This window comes from Mycoplasma testudineum, from assembly GCF_002245785.1.
GTDB lineage: Bacteria > Bacillota_I > Bacilli_A > Mycoplasmatales > Metamycoplasmataceae > Mycoplasmopsis_B > Mycoplasmopsis_B testudinea.
This window is the reverse complement of record NZ_NNCE01000003.1, coordinates 56,145-71,278: the sequence shown is the minus strand read 5'-3', so window position 1 is coordinate 71,278 and position 15,134 is coordinate 56,145. Positions and strand designations below refer to the sequence as shown.

Sequence of the window (15,134 nt, the reverse complement as noted above, 5' to 3'; positions counted from 1 at the left end):
ATTTCCACTAGATTTACATGTAAGAAAATTAACATTTTAAAATTTTTTTATGCGTTTTTTCAAATAAGGAACTATTTTTGCATATATAAGTATGAAGGATAAATCAAAAATAACAGAAGCCCAAAAAGCTCAAGCAGATGCATTTGAAAAATTTGTAAAAAATCATAGCGAAGGTCAAATAATAGATATAGACACTAAACTCAAATGAGATCAAATGTATTATTGACACTATAAAGATATTAAATATAAGGTTTTAAAAAACCATTTTCTAGAATCGTATAATTTATTTAGCTATAATAACATCGATATGAGAACAAATAATTTTGAAAACAAAATCATAATGATGATAGAACAAATTAGTAAAAAAGTTGATGAAATTGGAAAAGACGTTGCAGAATTAAAACAATCACATAAAATTTTACGTGCTGATGTTGATGAATTAAAACAATCACATAAAGTTTTACGTGCAGATGTTGATGAATTAAAACAGTCTCACAAAATTTTACAAGCAGATGTCGCGGTGTTAAAACAATCTCACAAAATTTTACACTCAGATGTTTCGGTTTTAAAAGGTTTGCATAACTTACAATAAATTATTTTGAAATAAAAAAAATATCTAGGACATAATTCTAGATATTTTTTTTATGATTAATTAAAGTTTTCTTACTTCGTCATATTCATCTAATGTTCCACGGAAAATAAAGGATTCTTCTGGACCTATTTCAAGTATTACATTAGCTGCTTTTTTAACTAAAGCTCTATTATATGTTGTGAAAATTGCTGAAGATTTATATTGGTTTAAACCATCTATTACAGAATCAATTGATTCGGTATCTAAGTGATCTAGAGGCTGATCTAAAACTAAGAAATTTGCTTCTTCTAGCATCATTTTAGAAAACATTAATCTTGCTTTTTCCCCACCACTAGTTACGCTTGCATTTTTAAATACAGAATCACCACTAAATAGCATTCTACCTAAAAATGATCTCATTCTATGATCGCTATTGTCTTTATTTTCTGCGATTTCATTTTCTAGAGGCCATTTTGCGATTCATTCTAAGATGGTTTCATTTGTTTCAAAAAATTTGCTATTATCATTTGGAAAGTAACTGGTTTTAATTGTTTTTCCTCACTCGACTTTACCTGAAGTTGGCTGTCTTAATCCTAATAAAACTTCTAAAAACCGTGTTTTTGCAATATCATCATCACCAATTAGAGCAACCTTTTCATTTGCATTCATTGTAAAAGAAACATTCTGGAATAATCATTCCCCTTTATCATTTGATAAAGATAGGTCTTCAACATGTAAAATTTGTTTACCTGGATTACGATTGATTTCTCATTGAATAAACGGATATTTTCGATTTGAAGGTTTAATTTCATCTAACGTTATTTTTTCAAGCTCTTTTTTTCTACTTGTAGCTTGACTAGACTTTGAAGCATTAGCAGAAAACCGTGCAATAAAACTTTTCAATTTCTCAGCTTGTTCTTCTTTTTTAAGATTAGTTTTCTTTTTCATTTCCAAAGCTAATTGACTTGATTCTTTTCAAAATGAATAATTACCTGTAAACATTCTTGCTTCACCAAAATCAATGTCAACTATATTTGTACAAATTTCATCTAAAAAATCGCTGTCGTGACTAACAACAATAACAATATTTTCATATTCTTGAAGAAATTTCTCTAATCATTTAATAGAAATAAGGTCAAGGTGGTTAGTTGGCTCATCCATAATTAATATGTCAGGATTTCCAAATAATGCTTTTGCCAAAAGAACTTTAACTTTCTCATTAGCCTTTAAATCCTTTAAAGGTACATTTCATTTTTCTTTTGAAATTCTTAAAGAGCTAAGCAAGTGTTGTGCATCATTTTCGGCTGTATATCCACCCATTAAACCGAATTTTTCCTCTAAAACCCCAGCTCTTTCGTAATCTTTTTCAGTCGAGTCAGGATTCATATATATTGCATCTTTTTCTTCTTTTATTTTGAATAATTGATCGTTTCCCATTATAACAATATCAGTTACAACCATATCGTTATATTGATTATGATCTTGACCTAAGACAGAAATTCTTTTACCCTTATCAATTATTATTTGCCCGCTTGAAGGTTCAATTTCTTTAGATAATATTTTTAAAAAAGTACTTTTTCCGGCCCCATTTGCGCCGATAATACCATAAATATTGCCTTCAAAAAATTGTAAATTAACATTTTCAAATAATTTTTTATCGTTGAATCTTTTTCCTAATGATGATACTTGTAGCATTTAATACATCCTTAATATGTGTAATATATTTAACTTTATCATAAATCATTAATAGCATTGTATTTATATATTTTTTTGTTATTATTGTTTTCAAAATCTAGCATAATTTTTAAAAAAATAGTAATTATATAAGTTGGTGTTCAAATTTGATTTTTATCAAAAAATTTAAAACTATAACTAAGTTTTAAAAATTAAAGATATTTTAATAATTTGGTTATAAAACATTTATTTTCTATAAAGTGTCATCAAAAATTGTGCTTATTCACTTTTCATTTTTTCTTTTTATTTCAATTAATTCTTCGCTTTCGCTTTTCATTTTATATAAGTCTGTAACTAGATCATCGCTTTCAGAAATTCCTTCTCTATCATATATTTTCATAGGATAAAAAGCTAAAATAATAAATTTGTAAAATTGAAATGCATCTTCCATCATTTCGTTAATTTTTTTATTTATTTGAATAGTTTGATGAGGTCTTATTGTATCATCCATTATTAACCATGAACGCCTTAACTGCTGAGTTGCAATAGTTATTTCAGTTCCCTTTTTTAAAATTTTCGTATCTCTAAAATGTAATGGCGGCAATGAATTTAAAATAATATTTGTATCTTCAAGATGTAATTTATCTTTGAAAGTCAATCTGTTAACAACAAACCGAGTTAGTATGTTAAATTTATCATCGTCAGTTACATAATAATAACCTTTAGGCACATCCTTCTTTTTGTTTAGCAACATGTAGTTGAATAATCTTCAGCTTGGTGTTTGATTATTTAAGGTAATTCTTGCACCAAAAAAATCTACTCAATGTTTATATTTTTTATCTTCTTCTTGATCGACTCAAAAATATATATTGTCTTTTAATTCCATTTTATGTCTTCCCTCAATTACTAAAGTGATAAAGGGAGATTTATTTTTTATTTCAGCTTCTAGTGGAATATTTTTAGTTAATATGTATCTAAAATCAAATATTTTATCTTCACTCATTTCAAGTACTGAAATTCCTGGCATTGCGCTTAACATAGTGTTAATTATCTGCATTCTATTAATTTCTTTTTTGACTGCACGAGTAAAATAGTCATAATAAATTTTATAAATTAGTATTGATATTAAAATAATTAAAAATATAGACGCTACACTTAAAAATGAAATTGAAGACACAGAAAATGAATCAGTTAATAAATAAAAATAAATGAAGCCGGCAAAACAAGATAAAACAATCAATATAAAAATTGTAAATACAAATCAAAATATTCACCCTTTTCAAAAGTTAAATTTATTTATTCTTTCTTTTTGTTTTTCAAACAAATATTTTTGAACAAGTTCGGTGAGTTTTGGTTCAACACTTTTCTTAAAATTTTCGCATGAATACAATTCATCTAATTTTTCGACCATAAAACTATTATAAATATTAAAAGCTTACATTTATAATTTATTTTAAGCTACCTAATATGAATGCAAATCATTAAATTGCACCCCCGTATTAAATAATTCATATAATTTTGCGATTTGTGTAAAATAAAATTGAGGTAATCATGGAAGAAAAAATCGAGTTAAGCAAAAAAGATTTACAAAAATTTATAGAAATAAAAAGGCACATTAAACCGACTGTTAGAATTGCGATTACTTTAGCAATTCTATTTTGAGTGACAGCTGTTTTATTTATTATAGCTTCTATAATTAGCTATGATATTTTTAGTTTTACTATTAATATATTTTACTTTATTTTAGTAGCCCCACATTTGATTGCTGCATCCGTGCTTTATATTATGATTACAATATTGTGAATAGCGACATGGGCAATTTGAATTGCAAATTTAGTATTGCAAATTATTTTAGCTGTAAAAATTTCAAATATTAGAAATAGTGAAATTAATAGTCAAATCGTATGACCAATATTAGCAATCTTCTTTTCTCAGTTTTTCTTTCCTTGAATTATTTGCGATAGAAATATTAAAATGATTTCAGAAAAAGTATCTGAAAAAAATGATGATTTGCAAGATTAGTTGTAAGAAAAAATAAGGGCGTTTTGCCCTTTTTATTTTTATGGTTTCTCAATATTATGACTGACAATCAAAAAATAGAACTAATTAATTTTATTTTGTAGGCCACATTGAACCGCACTTAATTAGTCCAGTTTTTTAATTTTTCAAATATTTATACATCTTTTTTATTTGCAAAAAGATTATTTTCTCTCATTATTCTTCTTACTTTTTTTTGATTAATTTTTGGATAACCCTTACTTTCACAGTAATCACGAGCATATATTGTGATCATTCGATAACCTTTATGTGATTCTAATGATTTAAATTTCTTTACAATAAAGTCAATTATGTCTTTATCTTCATCTGATAAAATTTTCTCTTTTAGATTGTAATAATAAGAAGATTTTTTTACTAATTTTGCAATTGAAAGTAAACCCTTAAGATTAAATATTATTGTTAGCTGCTTTATTGCAATTGCTTCGATTCTTTTTTTATTTTTTCGTATTTCCTCTGCACTTTTTCCTCTATGAGCTTCAAAAACTTTTCTTTCAAGAGCGCGCTGCATTTCCAATTTCATTATTTGTTTTTTTGAATCTTTAACCTCTTTAGAGTCACGCGGGTAAATTTTTCATGTCTCTGGATCTAAATCTAATTCTTTAATTAATTCATCCCTTTGTTTGTTAAATTCTGAATCTTTTTCATTGTTTATTTTTGTCATATCTATAATCCTTCGGACAGATTTTTGCAAATACAGCATCCAACCCAATTTACTAATAGAGTTAATTCATCTATGTACTGAAGTATCTGTGGTTAAATTGTATAACTTTTGATTTTTTAGCAATTATTTATCCTACTTATAACAATTTCATATTACCTATAGTTAATAATGACTAGTATTTTTATATTTTGTGTTAAAAAAAATAAGTATTTTTCAAAGCGCTATTTTGGAACTTTTGATATTTATTGGCTCTTATTATTTTCTAGTTGTAATCTATTGTTAGTTCGAGTTATTAATCAATTTGATTTGGGTAAAATAAAAAAACCCTTTAAGTTGCAATAAACAAATTTAAGGGTTTTAAAACTCAAATTATTTTGCGTTAATAACTTTTTGTCGTTGAATAATAAGCATAATTCAAGGGAAAAGTAATGCACAAAAAAATATATTTAATACTGCTCATAATAACAATCTATTTGCAGCTTCATTTTTTGATTGACTTGATTGCACTGCAACTAGTATTGATAAAACCATAATTGCGATACCTAAACCAGAAGCAACAAAACCAACAAAACCAACTGCTGCATAAATTGACCCAGAAATTGCTGAAAATCGCGCGAAAATTATGCTCAAGAATGCTATATAAACTGGTATTCAAATTGCAGATACAATTATTGTAGCAAGGGTTAATTTTAATAGTGATTTCTCATGAGTAGAGATATTTGTCATATGTAATTCCTTTAAAACGTTTTAAGCCTATTTTATCATAATTAGCTATATGTTATCTAAAATCATGAACCCAGGAATTAGTTCGAACTATTCATTATTGAGATTGCTTTTATTTTCAAAATCCTAAAAAATGCTAAACCTGCACCAACAATAAAAACACCAACAATCAATAGTAATCCCAAAATAACATGTCACGCTTCTATTCCATTTGGCAAGCTTATTGATGTGCTTTTTGCTAAGAAATTATCTAAAACATTATATAAAGCAAAAGTTAAACCAACAGCAACTAGGAAAGCAAATATTAAGAAGGGAGCAAATACACCAAAGAACAATTTTACCTTTTCTTTTAATGTATAACCTAAGATACTAAATAAGGCAATATTTCTTTTGTTTTCAAATATTATAAAAGTTGAAATTAAAGTTAGAATTATGATTGAAATAATTATTGAAATAATTGCAATTCAATTTATGAATTTGGTTAAAGAAGTACTTACTGAAGCAGCAAAATTTTGTTCTACTGATTTAAGTGATAAATTATTTAAAGCAACTGAATAAATATCTTCGCCATATAAAGCTTTGTATTTTTCTAAGGCATTTGCAACATAATTAGAATTATCTTGTGCTGCTTCTAAATCACTAATACTTGGATCACCTATAAATCTTAGTAACTCGCTTTCAGTAATTCCGCTTGATTGCAATATTCCATTTCTTAAATAAATTTGCTTGTATAGTTCTTTATTAAAAGTTGAATCAGGTCAACTAAAAATTGCTGGATAATAACCACTTACTGAATAAAATGGTATTCCGCCATTTGTCAAATTATTATTTGAATCATTTGTAAATATTCCATTATATGCTACTTCGTTATTAGGTGTTTTGAGAGTATCTAAACCTGTAATTTTATTTACATAATTTTGAGATGTAATAAATTCATCATTAACGTAAGTGTCATTTACTCCAACAACTTTAAAATAAATATAACTAGAATCTGAATTTGGATTTGTAATTTTATTTTTAAATCTATCAACGTGATTATCAACTTCATATTTAATAATATTATTAACATTAAGTCCATATTTTTTTGAACTAACATGGTTAATTATTAATGGATAAACATCTACTTCAATTTCAGAAGTTATTACTTGATCATCTACTCCGTTTGTTCTTAATGTTATTTTTTCTTTAAGAACTTCTTGTTCTAATAAGCTGCCTAATTTATTATTAGATGAACTTACTAATTCAACCATTTTGCTATTGTTTTTATAACCATATATTTTTACATTGTTATTTACATTAAGTTGATTTACTTGTCCAAGGAATTTACCAGAAGCATATGAATAAGTTTCATCTGTTTCTTTTATAAATTTAGTTCCTCCAAAACTTATGAAAAAATCACTTAATGATTCATCTTTATAAAGTTTTGTATATGCATCTATTAAAAAATCTCTAAAATAATCACGGCTACTTGTGTGTGAATTTGTATACGTATTGTAAACGGAATCAATGTTTGTAATTGGCTTTGCAATATATTGATTTAAATCATCACTAAAGTAATTTAAATAAAATGATGAATATAAACTTCCTTTACCTGCACTAGGACCAAAGACAAAATAACTATGAGTTTTTTCATCTTGATCTAGATATGGAGCCGCACCTAATAAAACTTCATTTTCACTTTGATTTAAAATAAATTTATACCCAGTTCTATTTTGATAAAACATTAATTTAGTTGCAATTGATTCTAGTGTTGAATCAATTTTGCTTTTAAATGAAGCTGGCAATTGAGAAAACCCTGTTGATCAAGGATTTATTGTTACAACACCTTGCAGTAATATGTCTGCTGAAGCTTTAGAAACAATATGGATATCATTTTCAGTTGGATTACCATTTGTAAATCTATCATTACTTGCCGAAGCGTTAGTAATTTCACTAAAACCAGGAGCAAAATAATTACCATAATTTGTATTAGCTTCTGGCGCTAAACCAATTGGAACATAAACATTATTATTAATTGAACTAGGATCAAAACTTTTGTATGCTCCAGCTTGTGATGTTGGACTAACTAAATCTTGCTTATATGCATATTTCCTATTTTCAAAAGTTTTTTCAATGGAATTATTAAATGTTGTTTGTGAACTTATACTTGTTAAGAAAACAACTATAGATAATACAACAGAACCAACTAACCAAATTAAACGATAAAAACTATTGAAAAATAAAGCTCCACTAAATTTAGTTGTTATTTTATTTTTTCTAAATTTAGTACTTACATTTCTTACCAAATTAGCAAATACTAAATTCGACTGACCGTTCATCAACTGAAGTGGATTTTTACGCAATATTAGATATACACTTAAATAAGTAAGAATAACAACAAAGAGAATCGGAACAATTAAAGCAAGACTAAAAGACAAAAAACTAAATAACACAGGTGTGGGCTGATTAGTTCAAAAACTCTGTAATAAAGATGTTAAATTTCCAACAAAAAAGCTTCCAATTAAATAACCCGTAATGCTTCCTAATAATGTAGTAACAAGTGCTACTGGAAGTGCAGATAAAGCAATTTGATTATTACTATAACCTTGCGATACTAATATCCCAAATACTGCACTTTTATTATTGATGTATCTTCTAATTGCAAAGACAAAAGCTACAGCCATTAAAAAAAGTAAAAAGATAACAACTGCTAAATTAAAGTTTAAAATTGCCGAAAATAAATTTGAAGGTACACGGCTTCTTAAAGCTCTTTCGGGGTTAATAGGGTCGGTTACATTAGCTAAATAAACTTTTTCAAGTCCGCCTTCTACACCTCTAGATTCATTAATGATTGCTTTAACATTATTAACAGCATCTTCATTTGAAACCCCTGTTTGATTTGCTACAAGCAAGTAATTTTTTATAGCAGAATTACTGCTTTTTGTAGCTTTATCTCAGCCATATTGATTTACAAAAACAATAGCTTGATATTTTGTATTAACTTGTAAATTATTTTCATCAAGAACTGGATAAAGTAAATCACCTGTAGTATCTGAACCTACAATTACATATTTATTTCCTAAGATTTCGTAAATAAATTTCTCGTTTGCATTCTTTACAAAAAAGTCGCTCATTTCTGATGGATCAGCTGGAAGTGTTCCTGTGTATGCTGTTAAATTATTTGCACGCATAAAGCTTTCGTTTAATTTAATTACAGATGAAGCAGAATTAGAATATGAAACTACAGTTGGACCAAATTCTATTAATTGTGCAAAGGCGCTTAATAGAGCATTAAAAAGGGTATTTGGTTGAATTCCAAAAATAGGTAAAATGTTTTGAGAATTATCGTTATTTTGTAATATTCCTCTATCGATTAAATAAGCATAATCTAACACAAATGCACGCGGGTTTTCCGTTTCAATTACGTTAGCAGAATTACTATTTGTATTATCAGCTACATTTGAAATTTGACTAGGATTAAGCATTTGCACAATTAGTTCTTTAATTTCATCAAAATTTAAAGAACTAAAATTAATTAACTTATTATTGACAATATAAGCTAAGTTAGCTCTATTAACTAATTCTTCAGCAGCTGAATTAGGATGAGCAGCAATATCGGCAATAAATCATAAAGTTACTTGAGGCAGTATTGCATTCATTAATGGATTTACTAAAGTTGATGAAAGACTAATTAGATTTAATAATCTACCAGTGTTTCAACTTGAATTAGCATCATTTAAAATACGAACAAAAACATTTTCGTTACTAAAAACTACATTTTCTAAATCAACAATATAGTTGTATAAATTTTTAGTATTTGTATTATTTACATCATATCTAAATGTATTAATTACCCCAGGATGATAATTATATAATGCAGCTCACATTCCCATTGTTTCAACAAATAAATTAGGATCGGCTGATATTAATTTTTTAGTTTCATCATGTAATGTATTCATTCAATTATTAAATGATGAATTTAAAAAATTACCACTAGAATCTTTTTGAAATAATTCATTACTTAATCTTCGGTTAGATGCTAAAGATTTGGAAATTTTAAAATTAGTTTCTAAAGTAATATTATCGCTTGTATCTGGATAAAGATCATATGAATTAATAAGATTTAAAAATTCTGCTTCAAAAGTAAGTTGCAATGTTTGACTATTTCTTGAACTATTAAAAATTAAATCAGCTATCTTTTTATATTCAGTTTTAAATGTATCTAAATCATTTTTAAAAGCGTACTTTAATTTCAAAATTAAAAAATATAAAGGCGAGCTTAACTTACCAGCATCTAGATTTAAATTGCCATCTTCGTAAACAATACTTACTGGTGCATTTTTTAAAATCTCATTTTTGGCTTGATTATAAATTTCATCATCGGCTGTTGTATTTAAAGCAATATTTGTTAAAGTTGCAAAGTTATTTTGTGATTGCTCGAAAACATATGCTGATCTATATGCTATTTCTTCTTCAATTTTTTTAATGATTGCATCATAATTTTCAATAGTAATTTCTGGTATATCTCAAATGTTTGAAATGATTCAATTTTTTTCAATTTCTAATAAAGTTTCTTTATTACTTAAGGCATTAATAAAATTGTTAGAAGTAAGTCTAAAATTATTTCAATTGTTGTTATTGGTTATGATTAAAGTACTATTTTCAGTAGATGTATTTACTGGATTTGTATTGTTGACATTTACTTTATTTGTAAGTTGTGAAAGTGCACTTCCTAATAAACCTAAATCAGCAATACCAATTTTATTTGAATTAGAAAAATCAGGAATGTATCCAATTATGTCGTTAAAAACTCCGGCATCACTTAAATTAAGCAATCTAATAATTATCTCTTTAAATTGCTTTTCATTATTTCCTGTATTTGAATTTGAGCGATTAACAATACTACTAATTAAAGCGGCTAAAACTGATTCTTTTTCTAATGATAAAGCTCGATATGTAATTCCTTCGCTGTTGAATTTAAAATCTTTGTAATTAGCATTAGCTAAAATAAGTGAAACAAAAGCATCAACATCTCAAATGTCTATAAATTGGTTTAAAGCTGAATTAATATTTTCGTAAGGACTTTGTTCTGATGAACCTTGCAATTTAATCAATAGTGATTTAAGTTGGTTTAATTCTGTAACATTATTATTTTTTAAAGCGACTTGATAAAGTGAATTTTCTAATTCTGGATTTAATAAAGCATTCAAATCTATGTTATTAATAATTGTTTTAAATGAATCTTTAAAAACAGTTGTATCTAAATTTTTTAACAAAGGTAAAAGTAGATTTAAATCAGTTTGAAGTGTTTTTTTATCATCGATATATTTGTTTCAAACATTATTATAAAAGTCTCTAACTTCGGCTGTATATTCTGTTCAATTTATTGCAATAATTAAATTTTTAATTATAGTTAAGAACACTTTTGGATCTTTAATATATTCTAATATTTGCTCAATTGATAAACCTAAAGGTAAATTTGAAAATAGGTTAAGTTTTAAATAACCTGTAAATATTGAAACATTATCTAATTGTTCTTTTATGTATTTTTTTTGTTCAGAAATACTTGAACCACTTGATTCAATTCTTGTATAAAGATTGTCAATTATTTTAGTAAATAAATTTTCAAATGCTTCTTCTCCATGATTGTTAACAATGTTGTAAATTATGTCAGAAGCTAATTTAGGTATTGCATTAGGATTGAATGTAGTTGCAATTAAAGAACCAACGTCATTTTCAATAATTGCTCTTACTCCTGAATCAACAAATAGATCAACATTTTCACTACTTCAAAAACCTTCAGTAACTAATGATGTTTTAAATAAATTATCTTTAATACTTCTAGCTGCAATTGTTAATTTTCCTGTCTTAGCTAATTCAACTACAGCATCTTGTTTAATGGTTACTAAATAAGTTGGAATTGTTATTAAATCACCATTTACTTTAGCTCAAGGACCGTCATGAGTTGCATCAAGTGAAAAGTTATTTTCCACTATTCAAGGAATAAAATCAGGTCCATTTATTTTCTTTTCTTCAACTCAAACATCACCTTTTTTAGTTGCTAAGAAAAAGAATTCAAAATCTCCTGTTCTTTGTAAAAACACTCCGTACTTTTGATCTGGATCATCAATTTTAACAATTTGAACAATCTTTTGTTCTTCTGCTTTTTGGCTTTGTCCTTCGTGGATAAATTCAGCTGTTTCTCAAAATAATTTAACTTTTAAATAAGTTGGATCAACATATGTATTTGAAACTAACATGTCATAAGCTAATTTACCTGCAGCTGCTGGATTTACAAATTCTTTTCTAAAAAATTCAGAATCTTTACTATCGTTAGTATTAAGAGTATTTTTTTCGCTTTCTTGAATTAACCTACCTACACCAGTTACTACAGAAGCTACCACTGCATTTTCATTACCGGTATTAACAAAAAGATAACTATAATTTTGGTTATTTCCATCTTTGTCTTCTACAAGCAAATTAAGTACTGTAGTTTGACGATAACCAATGTTTGACTTGCCAGCATATTCACCAACTTTTTGAATAACTGTATTTCTTAAAGCAGCTACTGCTGAACTTTGAAATGCACTATCTAATTTTTCAACAACGCTTGTATCACTAAGTTCACCAATTCTTGCTGAATATTCAAGTCGATTAAGATTTGCAAAATTTTCTAATTGAAAAATTGAAGTGCTTGTTGGTTGTGATGAAGAAACAATTTCTTGATTTATGTCATTTGAATTTAAAACATAGTCTGTACTCAAAACTTGTGTGCCATTTATGTATTCAACAATTCGTTTTTTTCAAAAATAGCCGCTTTTTAATGATTGATATTCACTGCCATCATTAATTTTATCAGCTATAGTTTTATATACTCCAGTGTATTCATTACCGTTGTTATAATTGAAATCATAATTAGTTCTTAAATATTCAGTTTTAATTAAACTTGATTGAATTGCTGATTGCGGAATATTAAATGTTTGACCTTGACTAATAAAAAGTTGATCACCTTGGATATTTAAAGGCGTGGTTAAATAAGTTAATTTAAAATTACCACTAAAACTAGAAGCATAATTAAGTATGCTTTGATCATTGTTAATAAAATGATTTTCAATATTAATTCCTGGCATGATTGTTGCATCAAAATAGTAGTAGCCATCAGAATTTAATTTATACCCTAAAATAGTTGCTAAATTTTGACCTTCAACAACTAGTAATTCATTATTTCTTTGTCATTGCACTGATTTTGCAACGCTTAATGAAGCTTCTTTTGTTCTAATGTTTAAATATATCGAACCAACATTAGACAAAAAATCATTATCAATATTTTTTAAATTCAAATTTGCAATTTCTCTTAAAAAATATTTTTTATCAAAACTAAATTCAGTATTTGAATCAATTGAATAATTAGTTTTAGCAACACTGTAAGTGTTTTGACCGCTCAAATTATACAATTTCATAACATAGCCACTAGCAAATGTTATAGTGTTATTATTTCTATCGACAACGACTTCATTTGAAGTTTTACTTTCATTAAAATATTGTTCTAAATCAGTTGTATTTATATACATGTTAGAATCAATATCAAGCAAAATATTTAATAAAACATAACTTGAATTAAAATTTAAAACTTTTCTTTCAGCAGTTGGTCTAGCCAAACTAAAAACTGTTTCAGATTTTAAATATGTTCCGCTTTCAGGTAGTGAACCATTTGCTTGCAAATCCAAATCTACTGTGTAATCATGTAATTTTGAAACCGTTTCAACATTTCTATATTGGTTAATATAACTATCTCTAACATTAAAAAGTGCCGTAAGTAATCCTGAACTAAGTAAAGTAATTATAGTAAGTAAAAGAATCATGAATTTATTATTTTTAAGCGAATGAAACGCTTCTTTAAATAACTTCTTCATTATTTTTCCTTCCCGATTGTAAATCACTTGCCCAATATTGCCCATTATTTTATCAAAAAAGTTAATTTAAAATAGCCAAAGATGCAACTCAGAAGCAACCATTATTTGTCTTTGTGATAAAACAGATAATTTTTGATAATTGACTTTGATTTAAGTAAAATTTTTATATGAACAAAAACACTAACGAACTATTACAAATACAAGCTGATTTAACAGTTTGATATCAGAAAATTAAAAATTTTCACTGACATATTAAAGATATAATGTTTTTCGAAATTCACGAAGAATTAGATAAACTAGCTGAAAAAGTACTTGAATTTGTCGATGAATTTGCAGAAAAAGTAATTATGCAAAATGAAAAAGCATATGCAAGATTATCTGACATTTTAAAAGCAAGCAGAATTGAAGAAATTGAAGCTAATGACTTTAGCCAAATGAAAATTTGTAAAACTGTTGTTAAAGATGCAAAATTTTTACTAGAGCAAACAACTAATATCGATTGAGGTCCAACAGAACAACCTCTTCTTGATGAATTATTCATGTTTTTAGATAAAACAATCTGAATGTATTCAAAAAATATTGGTTAGAAATCGAAAACTGTCTTTATTGAAACGGAGACAGTTTTTAATTTAATTAAATATTGTTTTTGGTTATGATATTACTTATGAGCGAATTAAAAATTTTTATATTTGACTTAGATGGAACTTTGCTTAAGTCAGATAATTCAATTTCAGAAAAAAATATCCAAACACTTCAAAAAGCAAAATCAAAAGGTCACAAAATTGCTATTGCTACAGGTAGAAGTTTTATAAAAACAAAACCTGTTCAAGAATTAATACCATTTGTCGATTTTTTTATCTGCAATAACGGTAATGTTATAGTTGACAATATTGAAAATCATTTTGAGATAAAAGAAGAAATAGATCCATCTATTTATGATTTAGCTAAAGAAACTGCATTAAGTGAAAAAATGATTTTTTATCTTGATACTAATAAAAACAGTTACGTATATTTTGATAATGAAGTACATAAAAATATGCTTGATCCAAAATACCCAATGGATTTACATATTGCTAATAACGTTTCTTTAAATGTATTTGATGATGCTATTTATAATAAAAAAGAAAAAATTACTCAAATGGCTTTGAGACACAATCCTTTAAAAGCAGCTGAAATAATTAAAAAAGTAAAAAGCGATGTTCAAGGTAAAGTCGAAGTTACTTTAACAAACCATATTTATGTTGATATTAATCCATTAGGAACAAATAAAAGTAATTCATTAATATGATTTAAAAATCATCTATCAACCAAAAATATGACTACTGTTGCTTTTGGAGATAGTGGAAATGATCTTGAAATGATTAAAAATGCAGATATTGGAGTTGCTATGGGCAATGCAGGACAAGATGTTAAAGACATAGCAAATATAGTGATAGGCGACAATGAAACTGATGCAATTTCAAGTTTTATTGAAGGGCTAATTTAACCAAAATTTGAATTGATTAAATTCGCTTAGCTATGATAAAATTTATAAGTCAATAATTTTAATTATTTG

At 26.4% G+C, this 15,134-nt stretch carries 9 protein-coding genes; 4 read left to right on the top strand and 5 right to left on the bottom strand.

The genetic code is table 4. The features are described from left to right. Window positions 1-91: 91 nt before the first annotated feature. The gene (locus CG473_RS01970) at window positions 92-592 is read left to right on the top strand and encodes a hypothetical protein (RefSeq protein ID WP_094254635.1); all 501 of its coding nucleotides are present in this window, start codon (window positions 92-94) and stop codon (window positions 590-592) included. A 60-nt stretch (window positions 593-652) separates the two neighbouring features. On the opposite strand, the gene CG473_RS01965 is transcribed toward CG473_RS01970, so the two are convergent. Together CG473_RS01965 and CG473_RS01960 are read right to left on the bottom strand one after the other, a co-directional pair. Then, entirely contained in the window at window positions 653-2,266 is a 1,614-nt protein-coding gene (locus CG473_RS01965) for an ABC-F family ATP-binding cassette domain-containing protein (RefSeq protein WP_094254634.1), read from the bottom strand. Window positions 2,267-2,498: 232 nt separating this feature from the next. Continuing rightward, window positions 2,499-3,656, bottom strand: a complete 1,158-nt coding sequence (locus CG473_RS01960) for a hypothetical protein (protein ID WP_094254633.1) — start codon at window positions 3,654-3,656, stop codon at window positions 2,499-2,501. A gap of 140 nt (window positions 3,657-3,796) precedes the next feature. Here CG473_RS01960 and CG473_RS01955 point away from each other — a divergent pair, with 140 nt between their 5' ends. Continuing rightward, a complete protein-coding gene (locus tag CG473_RS01955; RefSeq protein ID WP_094254632.1) occupies window positions 3,797-4,267 on the top strand; it encodes a hypothetical protein in 471 nt (156 codons plus the stop codon). Window positions 4,268-4,418: 151 nt separating this feature from the next. On the opposite strand, the gene CG473_RS01950 is transcribed toward CG473_RS01955, so the two are convergent. From CG473_RS01950 to CG473_RS01940, 3 genes are all read right to left on the bottom strand, one after another. Continuing rightward, complete coding sequence (locus CG473_RS01950; RefSeq protein WP_166623185.1) at window positions 4,419-4,964, bottom strand: IS3 family transposase; 546 nt, start codon at window positions 4,962-4,964, stop codon at window positions 4,419-4,421. A gap of 369 nt (window positions 4,965-5,333) precedes the next feature. After that, complete coding sequence (locus CG473_RS01945; RefSeq protein ID WP_094254630.1) at window positions 5,334-5,690, bottom strand: hypothetical protein; 357 nt, start codon at window positions 5,688-5,690, stop codon at window positions 5,334-5,336. A 77-nt stretch (window positions 5,691-5,767) separates the two neighbouring features. Next, window positions 5,768-13,579 carry an ABC transporter permease gene (locus tag CG473_RS01940; RefSeq protein WP_166623184.1) on the bottom strand — a complete coding sequence of 2,604 codons (7,812 nt, stop codon included), beginning with the start codon at window positions 13,577-13,579 and terminating at the stop codon, window positions 5,768-5,770. Between the two features lie 167 nt (window positions 13,580-13,746). On the opposite strand from CG473_RS01940, the gene CG473_RS01935 reads away from it, so the two are divergent. Both CG473_RS01935 and CG473_RS01930 read left to right on the top strand, forming a co-directional pair. Beyond that, on the top strand, window positions 13,747-14,166 hold the full coding sequence (locus CG473_RS01935) for a Dps family protein (RefSeq protein WP_094254628.1): 420 nt from the start codon (window positions 13,747-13,749) through the stop codon (window positions 14,164-14,166). A gap of 77 nt (window positions 14,167-14,243) precedes the next feature. Then, window positions 14,244-15,065: an HAD family hydrolase gene (locus CG473_RS01930; protein WP_166623183.1), complete on the top strand. Its 822-nt coding sequence runs from the start codon at window positions 14,244-14,246 to the stop codon at window positions 15,063-15,065. The last annotated feature ends 69 nt before the right edge of the window (window positions 15,066-15,134 follow it).